Source organism: Vibrio sp. RM-41-2B (assembly GCF_024744415.1).
Classification (GTDB): domain Bacteria; phylum Pseudomonadota; class Gammaproteobacteria; order Enterobacterales; family Vibrionaceae; genus Vibrio; species Vibrio diabolicus.
In genome coordinates this window covers 301,488-326,971 of sequence record NZ_JAMQWD010000005.1, presented here as the reverse complement: position 1 = coordinate 326,971, position 25,484 = coordinate 301,488, and the positions used below count along the sequence as shown (strand labels likewise).

24 protein-coding genes and 1 riboswitch are annotated in these 25,484 nt (G+C 44.6%); of the genes, 18 read left to right on the top strand and 6 right to left on the bottom strand.

Annotation, left to right across the window (positions count from 1 at the left end; translation table 11 throughout):
* Nucleotides 1–37: 37 nt before the first annotated feature.
* Nucleotides 38–493: an Lrp/AsnC family transcriptional regulator gene (locus tag NB463_RS04945; RefSeq protein ID WP_005396378.1), complete on the bottom strand. Its 456-nt coding sequence runs from the start codon at nt 491–493 to the stop codon at nt 38–40.
* A 327-nt stretch (nt 494–820) separates the two neighbouring features.
* On the opposite strand from NB463_RS04945, the gene yjeH reads away from it, so the two are divergent.
* On the top strand, nt 821–2,083 hold the full coding sequence (yjeH, locus tag NB463_RS04940; RefSeq protein WP_006741172.1) for an L-methionine/branched-chain amino acid transporter: 1,263 nt from the start codon (nt 821–823) through the stop codon (nt 2,081–2,083).
* Here the strand turns inward: yjeH and pdxR are convergent, their stop codons facing one another.
* A complete protein-coding gene (pdxR, locus tag NB463_RS04935) occupies nt 2,084–3,529 on the bottom strand; it encodes a MocR-like pyridoxine biosynthesis transcription factor PdxR (RefSeq protein ID WP_258431418.1) in 1,446 nt (481 codons plus the stop codon).
* A 100-nt stretch (nt 3,530–3,629) separates the two neighbouring features.
* Here pdxR and NB463_RS04930 point away from each other — a divergent pair, with 100 nt between their 5' ends.
* Complete coding sequence (locus NB463_RS04930) at nt 3,630–4,286, top strand: pyridoxamine 5'-phosphate oxidase family protein (RefSeq protein WP_258431417.1); 657 nt, start codon at nt 3,630–3,632, stop codon at nt 4,284–4,286.
* Here the strand turns inward: NB463_RS04930 and NB463_RS04925 are convergent.
* Together NB463_RS04925 and NB463_RS04920 are read right to left on the bottom strand one after the other, a co-directional pair.
* Nucleotides 4,267–5,589, bottom strand: a complete 1,323-nt coding sequence (locus NB463_RS04925) for an ATP-binding protein (RefSeq protein WP_258431416.1) — start codon at nt 5,587–5,589, stop codon at nt 4,267–4,269. The two genes, NB463_RS04930 and NB463_RS04925, sit on opposite strands and share 20 nt — an antisense overlap.
* A gap of 3 nt (nt 5,590–5,592) precedes the next feature.
* Nucleotides 5,593–6,285: a response regulator transcription factor gene (locus tag NB463_RS04920; protein ID WP_005396371.1), complete on the bottom strand. Its 693-nt coding sequence runs from the start codon at nt 6,283–6,285 to the stop codon at nt 5,593–5,595.
* A gap of 366 nt (nt 6,286–6,651) precedes the next feature.
* On the opposite strand from NB463_RS04920, the gene NB463_RS04915 reads away from it, so the two are divergent.
* Nucleotides 6,652–8,193: a hypothetical protein gene (locus NB463_RS04915; protein WP_258431415.1), complete on the top strand. Its 1,542-nt coding sequence runs from the start codon at nt 6,652–6,654 to the stop codon at nt 8,191–8,193.
* A gap of 12 nt (nt 8,194–8,205) precedes the next feature.
* Nucleotides 8,206–8,895, top strand: coding sequence for a hypothetical protein (locus NB463_RS04910; protein ID WP_258431414.1), 690 nt, complete (start codon nt 8,206–8,208; stop codon nt 8,893–8,895).
* Between the two features lie 91 nt (nt 8,896–8,986).
* On the opposite strand, the gene NB463_RS04905 is transcribed toward NB463_RS04910, so the two are convergent.
* On the bottom strand, nt 8,987–9,988 hold the full coding sequence (locus tag NB463_RS04905; protein WP_258431413.1) for an AraC family transcriptional regulator: 1,002 nt from the start codon (nt 9,986–9,988) through the stop codon (nt 8,987–8,989).
* Between the two features lie 107 nt (nt 9,989–10,095).
* Here NB463_RS04905 and NB463_RS04900 point away from each other — a divergent pair, with 107 nt between their 5' ends.
* The 14 genes from NB463_RS04900 to NB463_RS04835 all read left to right on the top strand — a co-directional run bounded on the left by NB463_RS04900 (nt 10,096) and on the right by NB463_RS04835 (nt 24,764).
* Nucleotides 10,096–10,422 (top strand): MFS transporter, encoded by a 327-nt coding sequence (locus NB463_RS04900; RefSeq protein WP_258431412.1) that lies wholly within the window; start codon nt 10,096–10,098, stop codon nt 10,420–10,422.
* Nucleotides 10,422–11,645: an HlyD family secretion protein gene (locus NB463_RS04895; RefSeq protein WP_258431411.1), complete on the top strand. Its 1,224-nt coding sequence runs from the start codon at nt 10,422–10,424 to the stop codon at nt 11,643–11,645. The genes NB463_RS04900 and NB463_RS04895 overlap by 1 nt, the downstream gene beginning before the upstream one ends.
* Before the next feature lie 98 nt (nt 11,646–11,743).
* Entirely contained in the window at nt 11,744–13,066 is a 1,323-nt protein-coding gene (locus NB463_RS04890) for an ABC1 kinase family protein (RefSeq protein WP_258431410.1), read from the top strand.
* Between the two features lie 112 nt (nt 13,067–13,178).
* Entirely contained in the window at nt 13,179–14,525 is a 1,347-nt protein-coding gene (locus NB463_RS04885; protein ID WP_258431409.1) for a magnesium transporter, read from the top strand.
* An 804-nt stretch (nt 14,526–15,329) separates the two neighbouring features.
* On the top strand, nt 15,330–16,568 hold the full coding sequence (gene codB, locus NB463_RS04880; protein ID WP_258431408.1) for a cytosine permease: 1,239 nt from the start codon (nt 15,330–15,332) through the stop codon (nt 16,566–16,568).
* A gap of 9 nt (nt 16,569–16,577) precedes the next feature.
* Complete coding sequence (locus NB463_RS04875; protein WP_258431407.1) at nt 16,578–17,855, top strand: cytosine deaminase; 1,278 nt, start codon at nt 16,578–16,580, stop codon at nt 17,853–17,855.
* Nucleotides 17,856–18,116: 261 nt separating this feature from the next.
* The gene (locus NB463_RS04870; protein ID WP_258515970.1) at nt 18,117–18,755 is read left to right on the top strand and encodes an HD domain-containing protein; all 639 of its coding nucleotides are present in this window, start codon (nt 18,117–18,119) and stop codon (nt 18,753–18,755) included.
* A complete protein-coding gene (locus NB463_RS04865) occupies nt 18,756–19,514 on the top strand; it encodes a helix-turn-helix domain-containing protein (RefSeq protein WP_258431405.1) in 759 nt (252 codons plus the stop codon).
* Nucleotides 19,515–19,659: 145 nt separating this feature from the next.
* Nucleotides 19,660–21,513 (top strand): MFS transporter, encoded by a 1,854-nt coding sequence (locus NB463_RS04860; RefSeq protein WP_258431404.1) that lies wholly within the window; start codon nt 19,660–19,662, stop codon nt 21,511–21,513.
* Nucleotides 21,514–21,630: 117 nt separating this feature from the next.
* The gene (locus NB463_RS04855; RefSeq protein WP_258431403.1) at nt 21,631–22,248 is read left to right on the top strand and encodes a triacylglycerol lipase; all 618 of its coding nucleotides are present in this window, start codon (nt 21,631–21,633) and stop codon (nt 22,246–22,248) included.
* A gap of 104 nt (nt 22,249–22,352) precedes the next feature.
* A riboswitch (FMN riboswitch) is annotated at nt 22,353–22,492 on the top strand.
* A 113-nt stretch (nt 22,493–22,605) separates the two neighbouring features.
* Nucleotides 22,606–23,262, top strand: coding sequence for a 3,4-dihydroxy-2-butanone-4-phosphate synthase (gene ribB / locus NB463_RS04850; protein WP_005396354.1), 657 nt, complete (start codon nt 22,606–22,608; stop codon nt 23,260–23,262).
* A 149-nt stretch (nt 23,263–23,411) separates the two neighbouring features.
* Nucleotides 23,412–23,912, top strand: coding sequence for a glutathione peroxidase (locus tag NB463_RS04845; protein ID WP_371343671.1), 501 nt, complete (start codon nt 23,412–23,414; stop codon nt 23,910–23,912).
* Nucleotides 23,913–23,922: 10 nt separating this feature from the next.
* Nucleotides 23,923–24,366, top strand: coding sequence for a DUF3429 domain-containing protein (locus NB463_RS04840; RefSeq protein ID WP_258431401.1), 444 nt, complete (start codon nt 23,923–23,925; stop codon nt 24,364–24,366).
* Nucleotides 24,367–24,518: 152 nt separating this feature from the next.
* Nucleotides 24,519–24,764 (top strand): hypothetical protein, encoded by a 246-nt coding sequence (locus NB463_RS04835; protein WP_005373664.1) that lies wholly within the window; start codon nt 24,519–24,521, stop codon nt 24,762–24,764.
* A gap of 70 nt (nt 24,765–24,834) precedes the next feature.
* Here the strand turns inward: NB463_RS04835 and NB463_RS04830 are convergent, their stop codons facing one another.
* Entirely contained in the window at nt 24,835–25,434 is a 600-nt protein-coding gene (locus tag NB463_RS04830) for a thiol:disulfide interchange protein DsbA/DsbL (protein ID WP_005373667.1), read from the bottom strand.
* Between the last annotated feature and the right edge of the window lie 50 nt (nt 25,435–25,484).

Here is a 25,484-nt window from a genome sequence, read left to right as displayed (position 1 = left end):
TCAAGAAGGTTTTAATAAATAATGGCACCCATGATGCTTATTTCACAAACTGGTTGCCAGTCGTATTAAAGAACTCAGCTAAAACGGTATGAGTCATGAGGTGCCTTAGCTCTGGGTAACGTTGAATTTGATCTCTGATTTCGTTCAAACGAGTCATCGTAGGTACTTCGACAAAAACCATCATATCCGTTTCACCACTGATTGCATGGCACCATTTTACGCCATCGATTTTGTATAGTTCGTCGGCATATGATTCGCAATAATACGTGGATGTAGATTTATCGAACTTTAGAGCAAAATAAGCACAAATCGAGTCCCCGCCTGAAGAGGCAATTTCAGCGTGATACCCGAGAATCACTTTGTCATGTTCTAACTTACGAATACGAGCCGTCACCGCAGAACGAGAAAGGTTCACTTTATCCGCAATTTCAGTCACCGACAGCCGAGCGTTGTGTCGGAGAAGATCCACAATCTTGTGATCAAACTTGTCCATATACTTACCAAGCTTTCCTTATTTTTCTCATTCTATACCGATTCTAACTGCATAAGAAACCAACATTTTGTTGGAAATATTTAAAACAACCGTCATATTGACGGTTCAGTAAATCATTTTGTTATTAAGATTTTGGATATGCTATTTGGTAAGCATGAGATGAGCACCGTTATCCATTCAAATAAAAGAGCGATAACGCATTGAAATCAAATACGCTTCTTATGTATTCAGCGCACTAGCGGGCTCATTAAACTCCAATAAATGAGATAATTAGAAGCCACAAGCGTTTTCGTCATAAGCCCTACAACATTGGATAAATCAATTAGCATGGAACAGCTCAAAAAAGACATTTCACTCACATCCGGTATCGCCCAACTATCCACAACATTAATGGGAACGGGACTTTTTATGATACCAGCCATTGCAGCAGGCATAGCGGGTCATTTTTCACTATGGGCCTGGATTTTATTATTCATCGCCATTTGTCCTATTGCGCTGACTTTTGCCCAGCTAGGCAAGCGATACCCCAACGCGGGCGGAACCGCATTTTTTGTGCGTAAAGCATTTAACGCCAAGCTGGAAAGTAGTGTAGCTTGGCTATTTGTTAGTGTCATTCCGGTAGGGGTTCCGGCCGCGATTGCACTCGCCGCAGGCTTTCTACAGCAAATATTGCCAGAGCCTATTAGCAATAATCTGTTTGCACAAATTCTAACGGTATTACTTCTTGTGTTCGTCAACTTGATGGGCACTAAGTCATCAGGTCATTTACAAACTCTTATTGCTTTGAGTGTCTTTGCGCTCGTTGGCACATTTTTATGGAAAGGTGATGTTAACAGCGCCGATCTCGTGATGCCAGCTATCACACAAGAGTCAATTTGGCCTATTACCGCAGCGCTTGGCGTGATGTTCTGGTGTTTTGTTGGCATAGAGGCTTTTGCTCATATGGGGGAAGAATTCAAAAACCCTCAAAGAGACTTCCCTATTGCCATTATTGTCGGTTGTTTTGTAGCGGGAGCTACGTACTGGGCTTGCTCTGTTGTTATTTTAAAGTTTGGTGCATATGGTAATGCTCAATTCGATAATGCATCGATTCCATGGTTGAGTGCTCAACTACTTGGCGATGGGGCCAAATGGATAATCAGTTTGATCGGATTCTCCGCTTGTTTCGCGAGCGTTAACTTATACACACAGAGCCTAGCGCGAATGGTCTGGGCTCAAGCTCGGGAACATCGTCCTTACAGCCCACTAGCCAAGATTTCGCGTCGTGGTGTCCCTTTCTCAGCCACCTTATTAGTTGGCGGCGTACTGCTAATATCTTGCGTGATAGGAACGCTATCGCAGCTCGATCTGGAGTTTTTCCTAAAACTAGCAAATAGTGTATTCGTTTTGGTTTACATGTTGGCGATGTTAGCCGCTTATAAATTGCTTCGTGGGTTTGGTAAAGCGCTTGCGGGACTTTCTCTACTGCTTTGTACCGGTGTTTTTATATGTTTAGGCTGGTCAATGTTTTATGCACTTGGCATTTTCACTCTACTTTTACTGCCTTGGAAACAGTGGCGACATAAACGACAAACACGCGCAGTTGAATAGTCACCGCTTCCCATGTCGAAAAATTTGGGCTAAACGTTGGATACCAGCGTCTATGTTCTCTAACGCGATATTACCGTAACCAAGCACGGCACCATGCCAGTAACGTGCTTGGAAACCTGGATGTTCATAATAGCTCAAAGGTCGCAAGATGATCCCTTCATGCTCTGCCAGTTTTGTAAAACGCAGCTCATCTATACCGTTTTGCCATTTCAACGTAATATGAAGCCCCGCCGCTTGGCTAACGACGCAAACACTGTCGCCAAAATGCTGTTGAATGGATAAATGCACCTGTTCATGCTTGGTTTTATATAATCGGCGCATTTTTCGGATATGGCGCAACAACCCACCCTCGGTAATAAAATCTGCCAACGCTTCTTGAGTGTGCGTCGGTGAATCACCATTTAACGCATCTTTAACCACCAAACATTGCTCTACTAAACGTTCAGGAACTACAAGGTAGCCAAGCCGCAATCCGTTAAACATCACTTTACTGAAGGAACCCACATACAACACACGATCATCTCGACCCATTTGAGCTGCTAGCCCCTGTAAGCTGGTGTAGGGACGATGAGCAAACTGAAATTCGCTGTCATAATCGTCCTCGATTATCCAACTTGATTGTTCGACCGCCCAGTTGATGATCTTTCCTCTTTGCTCCGTATTGAGCGTGGTACCCATCGGATATTGATTACTTGGTGTGATATACAGTGCATCGGCATCGCTTGAGGTCACAGCTTCCACATCAAAACCTAATTTCTCTCTTACGAACAAAGGCTCAAATTGATAGTTTTGGAACTGAATCAACTTCCGCATTTGCGCGTAACCTGGTTGCTCCATCAGAACCTTATCACCTTGTTTGAGCACTACCATCGTCGCAATTGACAACGCTTGCTGCGCCCCAGAGGTAATAATAATGCGCTCTGGAGAACAATTCACTGAACGGCTTGATGCGAGGTAGTCAGCTAAAGCACAGCGCAATGCCCAACTCCCCTGAATATCTTGATTCCCCAGCAAGCAAGTACGAGACATATGGCGAGTGAGTAACTGTTGCCATTGCGCCATCGGAAATGCGTCCAAATCCGGCACACCCGGTGCAAATGCGCGGTTGATGTCAAAGTTGGTTTTCGGTGATGAGTCTCTCTGAACTGAACTAGGTTCAGGCAAGTACTGCTCAGGCAGTTCTACGGCAACATAAAAGCCCGAACCTTTCTGACTGTTCAAGTACCCTTCCGCCACTAACTGTTCGTAGGCAGAAATCACGGTATTCCTACTTAGATTAAGCTCTTGTGAAAGCTTTCGCGTAGAGGGTAATTTCCCGTTCTTCAACCACAGTCCTTGAACAATTTTCTTGCGAATAGCAAAAAACAACGCTTGCTGACGCGTTCCATCACTGTCTTTTAAATGCAGGTCACCGATATCAATCAAAGACAAACTGGATCCATCCATTAGTTAAAAGTGGCTCTCTTTAAGCTACCAGTTAAACGCTACATTGCAATCAAAGAATGAGGATCAATCGCTCGTAATCGTGAGCAAACAAGGAGAGAAAATGCTATCCAACACCAATAGAACGGAAATTAAGAAAGGCGCACATAAAGCCGTCTCTGATGTTAGCAAACTGCACGCCATCATAGACGAAAGCCTAATCGCTCATATTGCGATAACCAACGAGTCAGGCCCTGTGGTCATCCCTATGCTGGCATGGCGTGTCGATGATTACGTGTATATCCATGGTGCCAACAACAGTCGACTGTTACGCTCACTCAAACAAGGAGTGCAAACGTGCTTAACCTTTACTTTGTTTGATGGTTGGGTATTGGCTCGAAGTGCGTTTCACCACAGTGCGCATTATCGCAGTGCTGTGGTCTTTGGCCAGTTTGAGGTGGTGGAAGATAACCAAGAGAAAGACAGGTTGCTGAATCACTTTATTGAACAGATCGCTCCGGGGAGAACAGAACAAGTCCGTTTGAGTAATGAAAAAGAACTCAAAGCCACCATGCTGCTGCGTATTCCACTCCTAGAAGCATCAGTGAAAATCAGCAATTTTGGCGTCAACGACGATGCGGAAGACATGGACATTCCTGTTTGGTCAGGTGTCCTACCCTACCGAACCGTCGTAGGTCCACTGCAAGCTTGTGAAGATTTGTATGAAGGTATCGCTGAGCCAGACTACCGCAGAGCCTACTCTAATCGTTGGCAGGAATAAGCACCGTAAAACGTGCACCGCCTAAGTGACTCTCGCCGACAGAAAGCTCCCACCCCAGTTGCCGCGCTGCACTGGTAGCGATGGCAAGCCCTAAACCAAAGCCTTTCATGTCGGCGTTGCGGCTTTTGTCTAAGCGCGAAAATGGCATAAATACTTCTTCTCGCATCGCCTCAGGGATGCCCGGGCCATCGTCCTCAATATCGATGCTCCAGCAATCCGCTACCGTTCGAATCGTCACCTCAACGCAGGATTCACCGTAACGCTTGGCGTTTTGCAGTAAATTATCGAGGACGAGGTTACCCAAAGTAGGCTGAAAGTGAATCAATTGGTTCGCGAGTTCATTCTCTGCTCTCAACATGGCGGACTCTAAGCCTAGGTAATTCATGCGGCTTTTACACCAAAGTCGCAGTTCCATGGTTTCAACAGAATCGATCCATGAGTGGTTTTTCACACTCAAGCGAGACAGCATGACGATGTCGGATGTTAAATCCGTCACTACATCAACGTATCGTTCAATATCGTCATGTAACTCTGCCTGCATTTCACCACTCGTTCGTCGAGCTAAATCCGTCGCTAGCTGAATACGACTCAGCGGAGTGCGCACTTCATGAGGAATAGCTTGAGTAAAGATGTGTGTTTGGCGCACTCGTCTCTCAATCTCTTCAGACATGCAGTTGAAGCCTTGGGCGAGCTCTTTCACGGGTTGCGAAAATTGCTTTAGATCGACTCGCGTATTCAACTCACCAGAACCAAATTGTTGTTGCGCAGCCGTTAGTTGCCGAATTTGGCGGTCAAGACGTCGTACAGGTATGTAAACCATAATGCCTAAACTGCATACAACAACCAAAAGCAGAGTAAGTATAAATACAATCTCAGAATCTTCATTCCAATCAACGTGTGGGCTAAAGAAATCCGCTTTTTCTTTGAAAACTAAACTCTTCGAAGTGTTAGGCAAAGGGAATACCGCAGCATAGGTACTGCCATCAATAAGATAAACAGGTATCCCTTGTATTCGGTACAGCAGCTTACAATCTCGACAAGGCGGTGATCCGTCCCAGTTTTCAACCAATGTTAAATCAAAGATAAAGAAATCTTGCTTGCCGTTTTCGGTTAACTTCTTGTAGAGAGAATCCGGAGTGCCTCGTTGCTCAATGTATTGATCGACAAAATAAGCACCGTCACTCAAAAAAACGCCGACTTCTGTTTTGCGCATGTACTCTTCCCCCATAAAGAGAAACAAAGCAACAGTCAGCGCAAGGCCAGTAACTAACCCCACATATAGACGAGTAAACAGGGAAAACATGCGTCATTTACCTGTCAGCATGTAGCCGTGGTGACGTATGGTCTTAATGGTAGCGGTATGGATATGAGCCTTAGAGAATTTCTTCCTTAGTGAGGATATACGCATATCAATCGAACGATCAGTAATGCAGTATTCAATACCTCTGGCAAGACGGCAACATGATTCACGAGATACTGGCTTATCGACATTCAGCATCAGGAGCTCTAAAATTTCAAACTCAGAACTCGTCAAACCAATATCTTTTTGCAAATAAAATGCTTGGGAGCGACGAAGACAAAGGCTAATGCCATATCGGCTCAGCTTTTCTTCTTCAACGGTATCAACTTGACGACGATAGCGACGCAACGCCGCTTCAATACGGGCGAGAAGGATGTTGCCTTTTATCGGTTTGGTAAGGTAATCATCAGCACCGAACTTAAATAAGCTCACCTCGCTCATTTCATCATCGGTTGCAGTCAAAACAATGATAATCCCATGATAAAATTTACGTGCCTCTTGGCATATTTCTGCGCCATTTTTTCCTGGTAACATCAAATCTAACAGCACTAGGTCCGGCTTGAGTTCCTTAATCGTTTCTAATGCATTTTGACCGTTGTCGATAACAGTTACTGTATAGCCTTCGGCTTCGAGGTACATTTTGGTTAATCGAGCAATCTCAGAGTCGTCTTCTACCAGTAAGATTGTATTGCCCACCATGAATCATTTACTCCACCAATATGATGGAGGGAGTATATCGCTCGTCCTATACTGCGCAACCCACTTAAATGATAATTTTAATAAAAAGCAGGCTTACATACGCTTACAAACTATACATATACGATAATCCTAATCATTCTACGCCCCTAAAACCATGCAATAACCTGATGTTTTATTCATTAGCAGAATATAGCTTCACATAAAAAATAAAGTTCGGAATAAAAATCTACTATATTTTTAAATATATCGAATGATAGTCCTTACCAAAAAACAATATCAATATATATGACTCGATTTGCTTATATAGACAGGACTTTATGTTGCTTCTAAGTTTCTTGCTCTAATAAAGTCTACGAGTAACATGAAATGAGATATTCCCAATTAACACCTTTAGCCATATTTTGCGCTATAAGTCTAACTGCTTGCGGCGGCAGTGAATCTAATTCGAAACCATCAACAACGACACCTCCAACACCACCAGCGCCAACATTGAGCACTGTCACAATACCAACTGTCGTTTCTACAGAGCTTCCAGCCAAGTTAAAAGTGGCTGCTGATGCTGGCTTCACCCACTATGTGAAAATCTCCCTTTCTGAAGCAAATAACAATGATACATTTCACATTGTGGCTGTTGATGACGGTGCGAATAATGAAAAAATCTTTCGTGCAGCCAAAATCATCCAACACCTTCTCACAAACCAACCAGACTCTAAGTACGGTGCTGACAAGTCTCGTATCGCTAAGACATTAGCCGAGCGTGATGCCACACTAATGCTGACCGAAAACGACGAACAGAATGATGAGATGTTAACCAAAATCTTTATCAACGAACTGATTCGCCAAGACAAATTGAACGATGCAGTGACAAACTCGGGCTTAGCACACTCTTTTGATACGAGTTCTCTAGAAAAGTTTGTTGTAAGCATGATGGTACTTAACGAAGAAGATATGAATACACTTGTCACATCTATCGTGGCAACATTAGTAAATAGTAAAGAAACACCAAACTGGCTAAGGAACAGCCAATCTCTGATGTATCGAGAACTGACAGTTGAAGGCGATTGCCATTACATGAGTAATTTTGCCGATTACTGTGCCAATCTTGGTAAAAAAGCCGAACGAGACGCCGCTTTTGAAGAAATTTTACACTTGGTCCAAGCGCAAGGTATTGCACCTAACACGGGGACTGCGGCACTGCAAAATGACGTTCAAGCTCATGCGTTAACAATCTATAACGATATTCAAGCGGGCAAACCGACGGTGTGGCGCCCAACTCAGTATGACTGGGACGATTGGAAATCGGACGACTTCGATCCTGAAAGTGTTAAACAAACGGGCCCTTCATATTCTCACGAATATTTTGCTGCCGCTTTTGAAGCTTACATGGGCGTAGCAAAAGCAAACGGACATGGTTTAGATGGCTACCAAGCGTTAACGCGTGAAGAAATGCAAACCCAAGATCCACAAGCCGTTGATTGGATCAGTGGCTTATTCCACGGATACTTGCAATATACCGCGAATATCGACTCTGCGGGCGTCAAGCTCTACACAGAAAAGACAAATCCAGGCACAGTACCTACCTTCCGTATGGCTCCCAACAAAGACGGTTTGATAGAAGCGTACACCTACAAATCTCAGTGGCTAACAAAAGTGAAGATCATTGGCGACGACGCGATGAATGTGATCGGTAATGATCAAAACAATACTTTTGAAGGCAACAGCAAAGACAACAGCATTTATGGTGAAGGCGGTATCAACACCTATATCGTGCCACACAAACTGGCGGAATGTACTGTTATCAAAGCAAAGAGCGTTTCTGTTGAGTGCCCAAATACAGGCACTGACGAGTTGTACGACATTCAGAACATCCAATTCACCGACCAAACCCTAGATGTAACCAAGCTATAAACAATGAAAAACATGAAGAAACTTATTCTATTCGCTCCCTTGCTCCTTGCTGGTTGTGGTGGCCTAGCCGTCATGGATCGTACTGATGCCGTAAAAGCACAACCAGAAATGCTGATCAAAACCGACGGTGATTTTTGGGGATTCGGTGCAGATGGCCATTTTGATTTTGCTGGTAAGTACAAAGGCAAGTATTCACGCAGTGCTTCTAACTCAAGTTGGTTTAACCGTATCTCTTTCAAAGAAGGTTCAATGGGCGCAGAAGTGACTCGTATCGACAGCGGGGAAACTTGGCTTTTGAACTGCACTGGAGGCGGTATGTCGGTTAACTACATGGGCGTCGATTTTGGTGGGAATGATCCTTACACCTGTGACATTGCTCAAGATGGTAAAAAAGTCGGTGAGTTTGCGATGGAGCCAAAATCGGCTCTCATCGACATCAGCTTTGAGAAAAAAGAGGCAGGCGTAGTGCGTATTGGTAGCACCCACTTTAATGTAGAAACTGTACATACTAGTCCTGACGCCATGATGGCGGTAGACATTCCATTGGGTTATAGCTTTAAGGAAGGCACACAAGAAATTGCCGCTGTGCAGACGAACGGTACCATTGCGGTACAGATGCTCCCTGAACTTAGCGAACAAAAAAAGGATGTAATTGCCATCGGCGCTGTTGCAAGTGCACTAAGTTGGCGCCCTAAAAAATAGCCATTACATAAAACAACAACACACAAAAAAACAAAGCCCTCTACTTTTTTGAGGGCTTTTATTGCTTGTACTCATAGAGATAAGTGGAGCACTACTTCTCTAATCTTCCCGTATACTGCTTGGGCGTTAATCCACGATGCTTCTTAAACATACGATTGAAGCTCGCCACATTGGTGTAACCAAGGCGCATGGCTATGTCATCAATACTCACGCGCTTACTCAATAACCCAGCCGCAACATTACTCAATACATAGCCGGATACCATCGAGAAGTTGAGGCCTAATTTGTGCAAACGACGTTGAAACTGCTGTTCAGATAAATCAAGCAGAGAAGAAACGCGCTCTAACGTTGGCAATCCATAATGACTGCTGTAGTTCACCACTTCATAAATCACTTTCAACTCATCTTCTGGGTCGGGCATATTAAGCAAATCATCCAAATCGGAAAAACTCATCGCTAGACGGCTGTCCTCGCGATGGCTCACTTGGCGGGAAGCTAATCGGTCATCTCCCGGGATCCATATTTCTGTTTTTGGCTGACTCCATTCCACCTCGCAGCCGAAATATTCCCGGTATCGCTCAGTATTTTTTCTCGACCCTGAAATCTTGACGCGCAAAGGCTGATAGTCTTTACCAAGAAATTCGCGTAGCACTTTAATCATAAATACCGCACAGCGGATACTATCGTGCACCTTTACTGACGTTTCTATAAACGGATTGTGGTAAGTCCATTTGATGATTTTGCCCGACTGTTCGCCAGCGAAAAACGCCCCAGATTGTAAGTTACTCGCACCATAATTAACGCGTCGAATCGCGCTGGCTAAATCATTCCCAGAAAATAGCCAGCGTCCCACAGGTCCAAGCTTTTGCAGTTCAATACCTCTGCTGAGACTCAACACCACATCCGGGTCACTACTGGCTTGTTCAACACAACGATACCATTCTGCGACGGCTTTTAGCGGGATCAGTGTCATTGGGTTGTGAAACACCGACGACGGAATCCCCAGTTCCCCCGAGCCCACATTATATTTAGATAACGCGAGGTTATGCATGTTTAGAATACCCATCGCGCGAATAAACCGAACCGTCTTCATTACCAATCACATCAAATTCAATCCTCTATTGATTGAATCTGTCACAAAGAAAGACCTAAATCAAATCCAGATCACAATACGCCAACCGTTTGATAGAGGAGTGTTTAATGAGTTTACTGAGTGTCCCATTTGTCGGTACAGGCGCAGATACGGCGTTACATGTTGTCGCTGCTGTCATTTTAATCGCGAGTGTCGCGGGCGCGTGTTACGGCTTTTGGAAAATCCATGAGTTGCCAATTAATAAGGCGCACAGCAAAGACCATCATCAGATAGGGCTCATCACTGCGCTCACCTGGATAGGGTTTGTCTGGCACTGGGTTTGGGTGCTAGCTGTTATCTTTGCATTCGTTGATATGGAAAAAGCCATCATCAATCTGCGTGATACATGGAGAAGTAAACCGCAAACAGAAACACAGCCAAAAGAGGAAGCGTAATGTTAGAAGGTTTAGCGGTATGGGCTCTCTTCATCTATTTGCTGCGTTTGGTTGGCATGCCTTGGAACAAAGCAACCAAATCGTTCGCTTATCTTGGCGGTTTGAGTTGGCTGATGTTCGTATGGGTAGGTTTGATTAACTTCACCCCGATGGATTTATCCGGTGGTTCTGTCGTGCAGTCACCACACATCCAATTGCGTCCAGATTCAACCAATGTGAAGGGTAAAGTTGACCACATTTACATTAAGCCAAATCAACAAGTTAAAGAAGGTCAGCTTATTTATGAACTTGACCCAACGCAATACGAAATCGCATTAAATCAGGCGAGCGTATCCGCCGATTCTGCACGAGTCGCATTAGCTACGGCAAAAGGCGACATCGAGATTGAAGAAGCGAATCATCAAGCATTGGTGCAAGATCTAGAAACATCAAAGAGCCAATTGGAAGCGGCGAAAGTTGACTACAAATTGCAGAAAAAGATGCTAGATCGTTATGTTGAGCAAAACCGAGTGGTGCAAAACACCATCACGGAAAGCGACATCGACAAACAATCGAGTGCGGTTGATATGGCACGTCACAACGTGTTAACCCTTGAGTCTCAAATTAAGAAGAAACAAGTCGATATTTCACGTGCAAAACTGGCGATTCATAAAGCAGAGCTCGCAGTTGAAACCAAACAAACCGAACTGCGCCAAGCTGAAGAGCAAATTGCAAAAGCGCAATGGGATTTGAACAGCACCAAAGTTCATGCCCCAACAGATGGCTTTGTCACCAACTTTATCCTGCGTGAAGGTCAGCGTGTTTCGATGATGCCACGTATTAATATGTACACTAACGAGAAGTATGTGCTGATGCGAGTCAACCACCAGGCGATTCGTAACATCAAACCGGGTCAACCTGCGGAATTCTCTTCGTCCGTTTACCCAGGCAAGATCTTCTCAGCGACCGTCGAAGGCATTGTTGAAGCAACAGGTGAGTCACAAGGTAATCTGCTGGGTTTCGATGATTCTGTTCGCGTTACAACCGGCAAGAACTTACAGAACAAACACCACTTTGTTCGTCTTAAGATTGATGAGCCAGAAGGCTACGACATTCCTGTTGGCTCTGTTGGCCTCGCATGGATCAGCGGTGAAAAACCGATAGGCTTCATGGCCTTCTTGGATGTGATTCGCGGGATCATCATTCGAATGAAGTCTCAGCTGTACTTCTTCTACTCCATCTAAACTCACAAACCGCCAGTTTCGCTGGCGGTTTTTTCATTTGTATCCAAACACATCCTTTTCCCGTATAACAATTAGTTAGTAAACAGCGGAGAAGATTCATGTCGGCAAAGGAAAGAAGCCTACCTACCCATCGTATCTCAAGGTTCAGCAAGTTCGCTTCACTTGCTACCCGTGTCGCAGGCAATGTGATTGCAGAAGGCACGAAACAAATCGCCAAAGGCAATAAACCAAAAGCGAAAGACCTCTTGCTGACGCCACAAAACATCGCGCGGTTGACAGACCAACTTGCTCACCTACGTGGCGCTGCAATGAAGCTTGGTCAAATGCTCTCAATGGATGCTGGTGATGTTTTAGAACCTGAACTCGTCGATATTCTCTCCCGCCTTCGCTCCAACGCAGACCCAATGCCTGCAAAGCAACTGAACGGAGTCATGGAAAGTTCGCTAGGAACGAGTTGGAAAGCTGACTTTCTGTCATTTAACTTCAAACCAATCGCCAGTGCATCAATAGGACAAGTGCACCAAGCCTACAGCGATGCGGGCGATAACCTAGCCGTCAAAGTGCAATATCCGGGCATACGAAAAAGTATCGATAGCGACGTAGACAACGTAGGTACGTTGCTTAAAGTGGTTGGGTTGATTCCAGAATCTGTCGACTACAAAGGATTGCTCGAAGAAGCGAAAAAGCAACTGCATGATGAAGCCGATTACGCACGAGAGGCGCAATTTGCCATTCGTTATCATGACGCTTTGAAGGAGCATCCTCATTTTGTCGTACCAAAGATTCACACTGAAAGTTGCTCAGACTCCGTTCTCGCCATGGAATTTATTGACGGCGTACCCATTGAACACATCGAACATTATGATCAAAGTACGCGAGATTTTGTCATGCACAGCCTACTCGAATTACTGTTCAGAGAGCTGTTCGAATTTAAGATGGTACAAACTGACCCAAACTTCGCCAACTACTTATATATCGAAAACACTCGTCAAATCGGCTTGCTAGACTTTGGTGCGACCCGCGAATACAGCGAACGGTTCAGTACCGGCTATCGCCAAGCTTTTGCGTCCGTTATGAATAATGACGAACAAGGCTTGAATGACGCGCTTGAGCAAATTGGCTTCTTCAGCCAAACCATCCTACCTGACCAGCGCCAAGCGATTCTCGATTTAGTAAAAATGGCATGTGAACCCATGTTGGTTGATGAGCCATATGATTTTAAAGCCAGTGGCTTAGCGCAAAAACTTCGCGAAGCTGGCACTATTTTGAGCATGGAACAAGAGTACTGGCATACCCCACCTGCCGATGCCCTATTTTTACATCGTAAAATTGGTGGAATGTATTTGCTCGCAGCGAGAATTGGCGCAAAAGTGAACATTCGCCAATTGGTACAGCCATATCTCACTATCAACAGCGAATAGCCTATTGTTTTTCTGTTACTTTCAAGTACCTTGAGCAAGGTTAAGATGCATAGTTGTGCATCTCAATAACATGCCATACTTCCATAAAACGAATTAACTATCGGGGTACTCGGTGAGCAAGTTTCAAGATCTCTCCACTCTAATCCAGCAAATTGGCCAAGCCGAAGAAGCGGATCAAGTCGCAACGCTCAATGAATCTATTGAAGCGGGTCTCGAACCTGGCGCAGTCGCCCTAATTCTGGAAGCCTTTCCAATCGATGATCGTGTTCGCTTGTGGCGAGCTTTGCCACTAGAACTGCATATCGACGTGTTAACGGAAATGCGTGCCGACGTACGTTTTTCTATCATCAATGCATTATCTGAAATCGAGCTAAAACTCACCCTCGCTAAACTTGATAACTTATCGCTGATCGAATGGGCAGATTCGTTGCCTGAGTCGATCATCAACGAAGCGCTCGCGTTAATCGAAAAAGATGAGTTAGAGCTTTACGATCAGGCAAACGAATATGAAGATGAAGAACTCGGCCACTGGGCTGAGCGTAAAATCATCACCCTACCCTTTAATATTACGATTGGAACGGCTAAGCAGTTAATGGAGCGCTATAGCTACGACACGCCTCAACAGGTCTATCTGATCAACCGTAATAAACAGTATCGAGGGACAGTCAATTACTACGAAATTTTACGTAGTGACCCTGATACTCGCTTGAAAACACTCGTTATTGAAGCGGTGACGGTGCTAGACAGTAAGATGATGCTTCCCGAAGCGGTAGAAGCATTAGAGCACAGCACACTGCCCGCTCTGCCTGTGACTGATGCAGACCAAACTCTGATTGGTGAAGTCGATTGGCAATTTGCATTAAGTACGCAACGTGAAATCTACGAAGCGCGCTTAATGGCTGGTACTGGTATGGATGAAGGCGATGACTTGTTTGCGCCAGTATTAAAAAGCTCGCAAAAGCGCGGGGTTTGGTTAGGCATCAATCTGCTTACTGCGATTTTGGCGTCTGTCACTATCGGACTATTTGAAGATGTAATTGCTCAGGTAGTGGCTTTGGCGGTGCTCATGCCAATTGTTGCATCGATGGGTGGCATTGCAGGCAGCCAAACGCTGACTCTAATGGTTCGTGCGATGGCGCTTAATCAGATTACCCCAGGTAACCGGTTCAAATTCTTAAAAAATGAGCTGGGTATTGGCTCACTGAACGGCATTGCTTGGGCGCTAATCATCGGCGGGTTAGCCGGATTGTGGTTCCAATCGCCAGTTTTAGGTGGAACCATCGCGCTGGCCATTATCGTCAACATTATTACCGCTGCTTTATTTGGCGTGTTGATACCCATTATTTTGGATAAGTTTAAATTGGATCCCGCCTTAGCAGGTTCGGTTATTCTAACGACGGTGACAGATGTGGTTGGTTTCTTCGCCTTTTTGGGAACGGCGAGTTTAGTCATGCTCTAAAAAGTCCACTGTTTATTAATCAATCATTAGCATAATAGAATCAAATTGCATAACGCAGTTGCAAATTGCAAAAAAACTCAAACTTTAAGCAACGCATGTCACAGAAACTACGTATTTTAGGGCATATTAAAGTTGGCACAGTAACTGCATTATATAAATCGACCCTTCTTAAGCCGAGGGTCACCTAGCCAACTGACGTTGTTAGTGAACTTGATTTTGTTCACATGTATATAAGCCAATCGCACTCTTTGCGGTTGGCTATTTTTTTATGTGGCTATTGCTCTCTTACCCTCCGACCGAGCTCGGTTGTACTTTTCTTGCCCACAACAGATTGTTTACTGTTTATAAAATTCAAATATTCGCCCACTAAACCATTAGAAACACCAGCTTCAACAAAAACAAATCACCTACATGAAATAAAACCAAGAAAACACACCAAAAAAAGAGTAAATAACGCCCAAACCAAAACACTCATCATGAAATCGTTTTTTTTTCATAGAAATCGACTGAACAATCTAGAGTTATAGATAAATTTAATCCATAAAAACAAATAGCAATTCAAAACATTCATTTCACATAGAAAACCTGTCTATAAATCATAGAAAACACGTAAAAACAAACTTTTCACTTTTAGAATTTAAAAACCAAGACATTGTTATTAAAAGAAAAAATAGACACCAAAAATCAAGCAAACGTTCAAATTGCAATTTTATCATTGACTATTAAATTTACATCACGATAATACGCGCCGTTTGCCTGAAAACCAGGTGCTATAATTTAATATTTCAATGTGCGGAGGTAATAATGGCTGGAGACAATAACTACAGTCTTGGACCAGTTCCCAACACGGCCAGAAAAGGCGTGGCATCACTAACCATGGTGATGTTAGGACTCACTTTTTTCTCCGCAAGTATGTGGACAGGGGGTTCTCTCGGTACTGGGCTCTCCTTTAATGATTTTTTCCTCGCTGTTCTCATCGGTAACCTAATCCTCGGTATTTACACTTCTTTCCTCGGTTACATCGGCGCTTCTACTGGTCTCTCTACTCACCTTCTTGCTCGTTTCTCTTTTGGTTCTAAAGGCTCTTGGCTTCCTTCTGCTCTTCTTGGCGGTACTCAAGTTGGGTGGTTTGGAGTTGGTGTCGCGATGTTTGCGATTCCGGTGCATAAAGCAACGGGCATCGATACCAATACATTGATCCTCGTTTCCGGTTTGCTCATGACCGCGACCGTTTACTTTGGCATCTCAGCACTGATGGTGTTGTCAGCAATTGCCGTTCCTGCCATTGCGCTACTTGGCGGCTACTCTGTCATCGAGGCAGTAAATAGCGTTGGCGGTATTAGCGAACTGCAACAAGTTCAACCAACCGAGCCACTCGATTTTTCAATAGCTCTCGCGATGGTTGTCGGCTCTTTTGTCAGTGCTGGTACATTAACGGCAGATTTCGTGCGCTTTGGCAAAAAGCCGCGCAGCGCCGTGATGATCACCATGGTGGCATTTTTCATCGGTAACTCATTAATGTTTATCTTTGGCGCGGCAGGTGCGTCGGTGACGGGTCAATCAGACATCTCTGAAGTGATGATTGCGCAAGGTTTATTGATTCCTGCCATCATCGTACTTGGGTTAAACATTTGGACGACCAACGACAACGCGCTCTACGCATCGGGTCTTGGATTTTCCAACATCACTGGCTTACCAAGTAAATACATCTCGATGGCGAACGGGCTTATTGGCACACTTTGCGCTCTCTGGCTCTACAATAACTTTGTTGGCTGGCTAACCTTCTTATCGTTGGCAATTCCACCGATTGGCGGCGTGATCATCGCTGACTTCTTCACGAACCGTAAGCGCTACGCAAACTTTGAAGCCGCCCAGTTCCAAAGCGTAAACTGGGCTGGCATTATCGCTGTAGCGATTGGCGTTGGTGCGGGACACTTCCTTCCTGGCGTAGTACCGATTAACGCTGTACTTGGCGGCGCAATTAGCTTCCTGATTCTTAATCCTATTCTCAACAAAAAAGCACTGGCTACACACCCAGCGTAAGGAACCATCATGACAACACTACTGATCAAAAACGTAACGCTAAAAGGACAAGAAGGTCTGCAGCAAATTTTGATTGAAGATGGTCAATTCAAGCGCATTGAAAGCAACGATGTGGAGCTTAATCACAACGGTGACCTCATAGATGCTGAAGGCGGCATGGCGGTGGCGCCTTTCTGCGAGCCGCACATCCACCTAGATACAACGCAAACCGCAGGCGAGCCAAGCTGGAACATCTCTGGCACATTGTTTGAGGGTATTGAACGTTGGGCTGAGCGCAAAGAAATGCTGTCGATTGAAGACGTGAAAGCGCGCGCAAAACAAACCTTAAAATGGCAGATCGCAAATGGTGTACAACACGTTCGTACCCACGTCGATGTTTCAGACCCTACCCTAATTGCCCTAAAAGCGATGGTAGAAGTGCGTGAAGAGATGAAAGAGTGGGTAGACATCCAAATCGTTGCGTTTCCGCAGGAAGGTATTCTCTCTTACCCAAATGGCAAAGAGCTACTAGAAGAAGCCGTCAAATTAGGTGCGGACGTGATTGGCGCGATTCCACACTTTGAATTCACACGCGAATACGGCATTGAATCGCTGCACTACGTGTTCGAATTGGCGCAAAAATACGACCGCCTGATCGACGTGCATTGTGATGAAATCGATGACGAACAATCTCGCTTCGTTGAAACACTGGCAGCATTAGCGCACAAGTTTGATATGGGGAATAAAGTCACGGCAAGCCACACAACGGCAATGGGTTCCTACAACGGTGCGTATGCATCTCGCCTGTTCCGTTTATTACGCATGTCCGGTATCAACTTCGTGGCAAATCCATTGGTGAACATTCACTTACAAGGCCGCTTTGATGATTACCCAAAACGTCGCGGCGTAACACGAGTGAAAGAGATGCTGAATGCCAACATCAACGTCTGCTTTGGACACGATGATGTATTTGACCCTTGGTACCCACTAGGCACTGCAAACATGCTGCAAGTGCTGCATATGGGTCTGCACGTGTGTCAGGTGATGGGTTACGACCAAATCAACAACTCATTGGATCTGATCAGCACCAATTCAGCACGTACACTGAACATTCAAGATAAGCACGGCATTGAAGAGGGCAAACCAGGTAGTTTACTGATTCTTCCCGCAGAAAATGGTTTTGACGCAGTACGTCGCCAAGTGCCGGTTCGCTACTCTGTTCGTCACGGTAAAGTGATTGCAGAAACACAGCCTGCGACAACTCATATTCATCTTGAACAAGCAGAGCATGTGACGTTCAAGCGCTAAGGTTAGTAAAAATACCGACTAAAACGAAAAAGGGTCTGACGAAATCATCAGGCCCTTTTACTATTGGCAAACCTCACTGCTGCTCTGTGTCTTACCACCTTAGTAGCCAACCGAACACACAAAAATGCTATTTAAGATGACCCGGTACTTACTAAGTTGCATAAGGTTCTGATGGCTAAATCTCAATTACACTATCGAACTTGGAAATTCCTCTCTGCGTTCGGCATACTTCTGCCTTCACTTTAGTTGTAGATATAACTCATGACCTTATTAAGCCAGATAGAATCGCAATTTTTGGAATTTATGCAGCAAGAGATGCAAGTCGATGCGGCGCATGACATAAGCCATGTTCAACGGGTCGTAAACACCGCAAAAAAACTGGCTATGGAAGAAGGCGCCGACTTATCTATTGTGCTTCCCGCCGCCTATTTACATGATTGTTTTACCTATCCGAAAGATCATCCAAACCGCAAGCAGAGCTCAATCATTGCAGCCAAAAAAGCGGTCGCGTTTTTAGAAAGTATCGATTATCCGCAGCAGTACCATGATGCCATTGCCCATGCGATAGAAGCACACAGCTTTAGCGCTAATATCAGACCCAACACATTGGAGGCAAAAGTCGTTCAAGATGCCGACCGTCTGGACGCTTTAGGCGCAATTGGCATTACTCGCTGTATACAAGTGAGCACTGAGTTTGATGCGCAACTTTACGATGACAAAGACATCTTTGCTCAACAGCGAGAGCTCGACGATAAACAATTCACCCTGGATCACTTTCAGACCAAGTTATTCAAAATCGCTGAAACCATGAACACAGAGTCAGCAAGACGCAAAGCGCAAAAACGCAAAACCTTTATGCAAACGTACCTAGAGCAGTTACACGACGAGGTAACAGCGTAAATGTCAGAAAGCTATACGTTAATTAAAGAGCTTAAACGCCAACTAAAGTTAGCTGGGCTGCATTATGCTGATGTTGCACAACGCCTTGATTTAAGTGAAGGAAGCGTCAAACGTTTACTCGCTGAAGGTCAACACATTAGTCTTGAACGCTTAGAACGCATTTGCCAATTGATTGGTTTAGAAATGGCGGAACTGTTTAAGCTTGCGGCTGCGCACAATAAAGGTCTAGAGTCGCTAACGTTAGAGCAAGAAAAGCAGTTGGTTGATGATAAAGCCCTGCTACTCGTGGCAATCTGTGTTGTAAATGGCTATCAGTTTGAGCAAATCGTTCAGCAATACACCTTCAATGAGTTTGAACTGGTGCAAAAGCTTGCTCATTTGGATCGTCTGAACATCATCGACTTGCAGCCAAATAACAAAATTCGTTTGCGTATATCTCCGACATTTAAGTGGCAGATGGGCGGCCCTATTCAACGGTTCTTCCAACAGCAAGTTCAAGACGCCTTTTTCCAAAGCTACTTTTCTGGTGAAGATGAAAAGTTCTCCATGGCAACAGGATTGATGAGTGTACCAACCAACAAGAAGCTACAACAGAAACTGCAAAAGGTCATCGATGAGTTTTATCAGGCTTGCCAAAGTGATAGCTCTCTCGATATGGACGAAAAACACGGCACCTCTCTGATTATTGCGATGCGTCGCTGGACGTTCCCTCTGTTTGAACCATGGGAAAGAAAACTCACCAATAAGTCTCGCAATTAGTAACTCAATAAAAAATGGAAATAAAAGTAACGAATTTCGTTACTTTTGGTGGCATACAACGTCACTTGAAAGAGAAAGCTGGTTTAATCGTTCATTGAGCATAAAGTGCTCCCATCTCATTCGACTTTGTTTAATCGGTGCCCGTATGTTTTTCTCAAAACGCTTTTTTCCTTACTTTGTGACGCAATGCCTTGGCGCACTCAATGACAACATCTACAAAAACGTTCTGTTATTGATGGTGACATACAGCCAAATTGATAACCTACCAATATCCGTCAATCTATTCGTTAATTTGGCGGCAGGCTTATTCATCCTACCTTTCTTTCTATTCTCAGCGCATGCTGGTGCCGTCGCTGACAGCATGGACAAAGCCAAATTAATCCGACGTCTAAAGCTCATCGAGCTGGCTATCATGTCTTGCGCAGCAACCGCTATTGCCACCCAAAGTGCCATGCTGATGCTGGTTTTGCTGTTTATGACAGGCACTCAATCGGCCTATTTTGGCCCCGTGAAATACGCCTTACTACCACAAGCGCTCAAACCAAATGAGCTTGTTAAAGGAAATGCTTGGGTTGAAATGGGCACGTTTCTTTCGATTCTTATAGGTACGCTTAGCGCAGGCCTGCTGCTAGCCATTCCTAATGGTACCTTGATTGCTTCTTGTACCGTGATTGCCTTGTCTTTGCTTGGGTTCATGAGCAGCGTGAATATTCCAACGATGCCTAGCCAATCGAATGACAAAGCGAAATTTGAACCGATTTCTGGTTTAAAGAACACGTTAAAAGTGGCAAAAAAACAGAGAGGCATTTGGATGTCTATTCTAGCCATCAGTTGGTTTTGGTTCATGGGTGCGACTTACCTGACTCAATTCCCTAACTTTGCGCGTGAACATTTGTTTGCAGACAGCACTGTCGTTTCTTTACTGTTGGCATTGTTTTCCATTGGCATCGCGACAGGCTCTTGGTTGTGTGAAAAACTTTCCTTCAACCACGTTGAGCTTGGTATTTTGCCATTCGGTATCCTTGGTCTGACAGTCTTTGGCGTCGACTTGCTATGGGCAGTCCCAAGTTATCCATCACTTCCGATTCACTTTTATGATGTGCAAAGCTTCGTTGCTGAATCAAAACATCTGCGCGTCATGATTGACCTGTTCCTTGTTGGTGTAAGCGGCGGTGTCTTTATTGTTCCTCTTTATGCGTTCATCCAATCGCGCTCAAACAAAGGGGAGTGTGCACGTGCCATTGCTGCTAACAACATCATGAATGCGTTGTTTATGGTGGTGTCTGCTTTGGTTTCTATCGTTGTACTCAGCGTACTAGAGCTTTCTATTGTGGAACTGTTTGCCATGATGGCAATAGGTAACTTCTTCGTGGCAATCTATGTCTATCGTCAAGTACCAGAATTTACACAACGCTTTATCAGTTATTTACTCAGCCATTGTATGTATCGTGTGTCAGTAAAGGGGCGCCAACATATTCCTGAACAAGGTGCTGCGTTAATCGTGGCTAACCATGTTAGCTATGTCGATGCGTTGATTTTGATGGGAACCTCTACTCGCCCGGTTCGTTTTGTGATGGACAAGTCCATCAGCGAGCTGCCTGTTCTTAAATATGTTTTCCGTCATGCCGGTGTTATCCCGATCTGTTCTCCACGTAAGTGTGCCGACACTTACCGTCGAGCATTTGAACAGATTGAACAAGCGCTTAACGACGGTGAGGTTGTCTGTATCTTCCCTGAGGGTCGTTTAACGTCTAACGGTGAATTGGGTGAGTTTCGCCCTGGTGTGGAAAAAATCCTTGAACGTAATCCTGTTCCTGTCATCCCTATGGCGTTAAAGGGGCTTTGGGGTTCTTTTTTCAGCCACAAAGGCGGACATGCTCTCACAAAACGACCGACTCGTTTTTGGTCAAAAGTGGACGTTGTTATTGGTGAAGTGTTAAGCCCAGCTTCTTTAAATCGTCATCAATTGCAACAACAAGTACAGGATTTACTGGGCTAATACGCTTGCTATACCGATCAAACTTTTCAGCAAAACGTAAATATGCACCACAAAGCACAAGTAGTTCTTTGTTAATTAGAGTAGGATATCTACAACGTCATAAATCTAGGAGGTATTATGAAAATCATCATCTTACATGGTCTTTATATGCATGGGCTGGTCATGCAGCCTCTTAGCCAAAAGCTGCGAAAGCTCGGATACGAAACGCAAGTACTCAGCTATAACACTGTTGCTATCGATGAGTCTTCACTGTTTGATTCTATTGACCATTCGCTTAACCCACTGACCGCAAACGTGCTCGTGGGGCACAGCTTGGGAGGCTTGATGATTAAGCGCTATCTCGCCAACAGAAAGCCAACCACCAGCTTGATCTCTCATGTTGTCGCTATCGGTTCGCCTCTTAAAGGCGCGTCCATAGTAGGTAGGATTCAAGATCTCGGATTGGGTGCCATTTTAGGCAATTCGCCACACCACGGATTAAACAGACATGATGACGCTTGGGCTTTTCCGCAAAAACTCGGCAGTATCGCAGGAACGATGCCGATTGGTGCTCGCCCATTGTTGATCCGTAATGACAACACCATGTCGGACGGTACGGTTACCGTAGAAGAGACAAGACTGCACGGTATGCAAGATCATATCGAAGTGAAGCAAACGCATACGAGTCTGATTTACAACACCTTCGTGCCCCAGCAGATTGATCACTTTATTCGCACAGATTATTTCCGTCGGTAGCACACTTTTCCATCATACAGATGGAATCGACTTTCCAAGCTATTCAGTTCGCAGTACTATCCTAGCTCCACTTCTTCACAACTTGAATGAAGTGGCACATTTTTAATTGTTCTCAGGGCGGGGCGAAATTCCCCACCGGCGGTATACTTTTCAAGTGAGCCCGCGAGCGCTCGATTCGTCGAGGTCAGCAGATCTGGTGAGATGCCAGAGCCGACGGTTATAGTCCGGATGAAAGAGAATAAGAATACACCAGTATCGCGAGTAAGATCGCGTTGAATGCTGGTGCACTTCTTTTTGATCGTATTTTACGACGATCTCTCATACCGCCCTGATTCTGGTGAAATTTAGGAGTTAACCATGAATCAGTCATCACTACTTGCCGAATTCGGCGACCCAATTACTCGCGTTGAAAACGCAATTATCGCTCTAAAAGAAGGCCGTGGCGTACTTCTTCTTGATGATGAAGATCGCGAAAACGAAGGCGATATCATTTATTCAGTCGAGCACCTCACCAACGAGCAAATGGCGTTGATGATCCGCGAATGTAGCGGCATCGTTTGTTTGTGCTTAACAGATGCTCAAGCAGACAAACTGGAACTGCCTCCAATGGTGGTAAACAACAACAGCGCAAACCAAACCGCATTTACGGTTTCTATTGAAGCGAAAGTTGGTGTAACAACGGGAGTTTCAGCAGCAGATCGCGTGACGACCATTAAAACGGCGGCAAACCCGCACGCAAAACCGGAAGATCTTGCTCGTCCGGGTCACGTATTCCCTCTGCGCGCACGTCCAGGTGGTGTAATGACTCGCCGTGGTCACACAGAAGGTACGATTGACCTGATGCAAATGGCAGGGCTTCAACCCGCTGGCGTACTATGTGAAGTGACCAACCCAGATGGCACGATGGCAAAAGCACCTGAGATCGTTGCGTTTGGTCGCCTGCACAACATGCCAGTGCTGACTATTGAAGACATGGTGATGTACCGCAACCAGTTCGAATTAAAACTGGCATAATTAAATCCCAGCTCTGAAAGAAGCCGCGCATTTGTGCGGCTTTTTTGATCGATCCTCTTTGCACTTGAGTAGTTATACTTATTGAAAACAAAGGGAACAACACCATGAAAGGATTACTGAAACTCGTCGCTCTCGTTGGCTTTATCTCCATGACTTCGCTTACTCTTGCATCTGAGTGCCCTGATATTCTTCAAGGTAAGCAAAGGTTGTTAAACTCAACAGAAGAAGTCGATCTATGCGAAAGCTTTAAGGGAAAGACACTACTAGTCGTCAATACAGCAAGCCAGTGCGGCTTCACTCCTCAGTTCGAACAGTTAGAAACCCTCTATCAAACTTACAAAGAGCAAAACTTCACCGTTATCGGTTTCCCGAGTAATGACTTCCGACAGGATAGAGGAAGCGAAACAAACACAGCGAAAGTCTGTTATCTCGATTACGGGGTCACCTTTCCAATGATGGCTCGCTCCTCAGTATTAGGCGTAGATGCAAACCCCGTATTCAGCGAGATTACTAACCAAGCTGGCATCAAACCAAAATGGAACTTCTATAAGTTTCTAATTAGCTCTGAAGGCAAAGTTATTGCCACTTTTCCAAGCTCCACATCACCGACAAGTACTACGCTTACCAATATGATAGAGCAACAATTGTAAGGTGACGACCATGACAACACGCTCAACCATGCTACAACTCGGTTACTTAGGCCTGGTTCCATTTGTGTTTAGTTTAGGGCTGATTTTCACTGACATCTCACTGTTCAATTTAAGTGGCCAGAAATTTTTCATCGCATACAGCGCCGTTATATTAAGTTTTTTATCCGGCATCCTTTGGGGTAACGGCATTGAGCATTACTACCACCGCCTTAGCAGAAATATATTAATTCTCAGCAACCTTTTTGTCTTACTTGCTTGGGGCGCATTACTGCAGGGTCACAAACATTACGCGGTCGCTACCCTACTCTTAGCAATTGGGTATCTTGCTGTTTGGTATGCAGAAAAACTCGTGAGGAAAGTCGAACAAGACGCCGAGCCCAAGGGATATCAAGGAATGAGGAGCAAACTGACCTTCGGCGTAATCGTGATGCACGGATTGGCTTTAGTTTCATAGCCTGGTCTGTCCAGTGCTAAGATCACAAAAAAACGTCTTTTTATAAAACAATGTTCATTTCGTGAATGCACACATATTTTGAACACTGTTTTGTTTCATTTATGAATCAATCCACATATAAGTATTTCAAAGCATTCACAAAGGATATGAATATGTTTTTTCGCAAACTTTTGTTTAGCACAGCGATGATCAATGCAACGACAGGTTGCGTGTCTTACCAGGCACAACAAGCCGCCGCTCAAACAGTAAACAATACAGGTGCCGTGCTTACCAATGTGATTAAAACCACGATTGCTCAGCCATGTAATGTTGCAATCACTGCTGCTAGCTTGTTTTATCCGCATGCCATATTTATGACTAGTGTTCCGACTCAAGCATGTACAAGCGTTCTTAGATAATGCGAAAGTGATAAGCATAAAAAATGGCGACTCTATCGTCGCCATTTTTAAGCATCAATGCTATTTATAGTTACAGCGTCAATAAGTAATTAACTAATTGATTGTACTCGTCGTAAGTACGAATTTCGTTGGCCAAAACAATGTATTTATTGTTCACAACCACACCTGGAACCCCTCTTAACGTGCTGGCTGAGAATTGCTTATCAAAGCCCTTCTGCATTGAGTTTACGGCAAAGCTATTGTAAGCGGCATCAAACTTCTTACCTTCTACGCCATTATCAACGAAGAGCTGTTTCAGCTCAGCTTCATCTTTTGGCGCTTGTCGCTTTTGATGAATTTGGGCAAACATGGCAGGAATCATTGTATCTTCAACCCCGAGCGACACCATCGTCGCGTAGGACTTGGCCATCGGAATCGCCATATCTCCGCCCATAAACCCCACATGTACCTTTTCAAACTTTGCCTCTTTTGGCAGAGCAGGTTTTAAACGCTCAATAAGCGACTCAAACTTGTAGCAATGTGGGCAATAAAAAGAAAAGAATTCCGTCACAACAGGTTTCGATGCTTTCTTAACATCCAGAACTTTGTAGTGCTTCCCTTCTTCAAATTGCGCTGCGTGAGCGGTAAAAGTCAGTAAAAGTGCACTACATAAGGCAAGTAGTTTTTTCATTGTTTATTTCCTTGTGGCATTCAAATGCCAAATCATTTCATTTGGTAAAA

What these genes read in the sequence shown, in the direction of transcription:
- NB463_RS04945 (WP_005396378.1), bottom strand. Translation starts at nt 493, where the DNA reads ATGGACAAGTTTGATCACAAGATTGTGGATCTTCTCCGACACAACGCT.
- yjeH (WP_006741172.1), top strand. Translation starts at nt 821, where the DNA reads ATGGAACAGCTCAAAAAAGACATTTCACTCACATCCGGTATCGCCCAA.
- pdxR (WP_258431418.1), bottom strand. Translation starts at nt 3,529, where the DNA reads ATGGATGGATCCAGTTTGTCTTTGATTGATATCGGTGACCTGCATTTA.
- NB463_RS04930 (WP_258431417.1), top strand. Translation starts at nt 3,630, where the DNA reads ATGCTATCCAACACCAATAGAACGGAAATTAAGAAAGGCGCACATAAA.
- NB463_RS04925 (WP_258431416.1), bottom strand. Translation starts at nt 5,589, where the DNA reads ATGTTTTCCCTGTTTACTCGTCTATATGTGGGGTTAGTTACTGGCCTT.
- NB463_RS04920 (WP_005396371.1), bottom strand. Translation starts at nt 6,285, where the DNA reads ATGGTGGGCAATACAATCTTACTGGTAGAAGACGACTCTGAGATTGCT.
- NB463_RS04915 (WP_258431415.1), top strand. Translation starts at nt 6,652, where the DNA reads ATGAGATATTCCCAATTAACACCTTTAGCCATATTTTGCGCTATAAGT.
- NB463_RS04910 (WP_258431414.1), top strand. Translation starts at nt 8,206, where the DNA reads ATGAAGAAACTTATTCTATTCGCTCCCTTGCTCCTTGCTGGTTGTGGT.
- NB463_RS04905 (WP_258431413.1), bottom strand. Translation starts at nt 9,988, where the DNA reads ATGAAGACGGTTCGGTTTATTCGCGCGATGGGTATTCTAAACATGCAT.
- NB463_RS04900 (WP_258431412.1), top strand. Translation starts at nt 10,096, where the DNA reads ATGAGTTTACTGAGTGTCCCATTTGTCGGTACAGGCGCAGATACGGCG.
- NB463_RS04895 (WP_258431411.1), top strand. Translation starts at nt 10,422, where the DNA reads ATGTTAGAAGGTTTAGCGGTATGGGCTCTCTTCATCTATTTGCTGCGT.
- NB463_RS04890 (WP_258431410.1), top strand. Translation starts at nt 11,744, where the DNA reads ATGTCGGCAAAGGAAAGAAGCCTACCTACCCATCGTATCTCAAGGTTC.
- codB (WP_258431408.1), top strand. Translation starts at nt 15,330, where the DNA reads ATGGCTGGAGACAATAACTACAGTCTTGGACCAGTTCCCAACACGGCC.
- NB463_RS04875 (WP_258431407.1), top strand. Translation starts at nt 16,578, where the DNA reads ATGACAACACTACTGATCAAAAACGTAACGCTAAAAGGACAAGAAGGT.
- NB463_RS04870 (WP_258515970.1), top strand. Translation starts at nt 18,117, where the DNA reads ATGACCTTATTAAGCCAGATAGAATCGCAATTTTTGGAATTTATGCAG.
- NB463_RS04865 (WP_258431405.1), top strand. Translation starts at nt 18,756, where the DNA reads ATGTCAGAAAGCTATACGTTAATTAAAGAGCTTAAACGCCAACTAAAG.
- NB463_RS04860 (WP_258431404.1), top strand. Translation starts at nt 19,660, where the DNA reads ATGTTTTTCTCAAAACGCTTTTTTCCTTACTTTGTGACGCAATGCCTT.
- NB463_RS04855 (WP_258431403.1), top strand. Translation starts at nt 21,631, where the DNA reads ATGAAAATCATCATCTTACATGGTCTTTATATGCATGGGCTGGTCATG.
- ribB (WP_005396354.1), top strand. Translation starts at nt 22,606, where the DNA reads ATGAATCAGTCATCACTACTTGCCGAATTCGGCGACCCAATTACTCGC.
- NB463_RS04845 (WP_371343671.1), top strand. Translation starts at nt 23,412, where the DNA reads ATGACTTCGCTTACTCTTGCATCTGAGTGCCCTGATATTCTTCAAGGT.
- NB463_RS04840 (WP_258431401.1), top strand. Translation starts at nt 23,923, where the DNA reads ATGACAACACGCTCAACCATGCTACAACTCGGTTACTTAGGCCTGGTT.
- NB463_RS04835 (WP_005373664.1), top strand. Translation starts at nt 24,519, where the DNA reads ATGTTTTTTCGCAAACTTTTGTTTAGCACAGCGATGATCAATGCAACG.
- NB463_RS04830 (WP_005373667.1), bottom strand. Translation starts at nt 25,434, where the DNA reads ATGAAAAAACTACTTGCCTTATGTAGTGCACTTTTACTGACTTTTACC.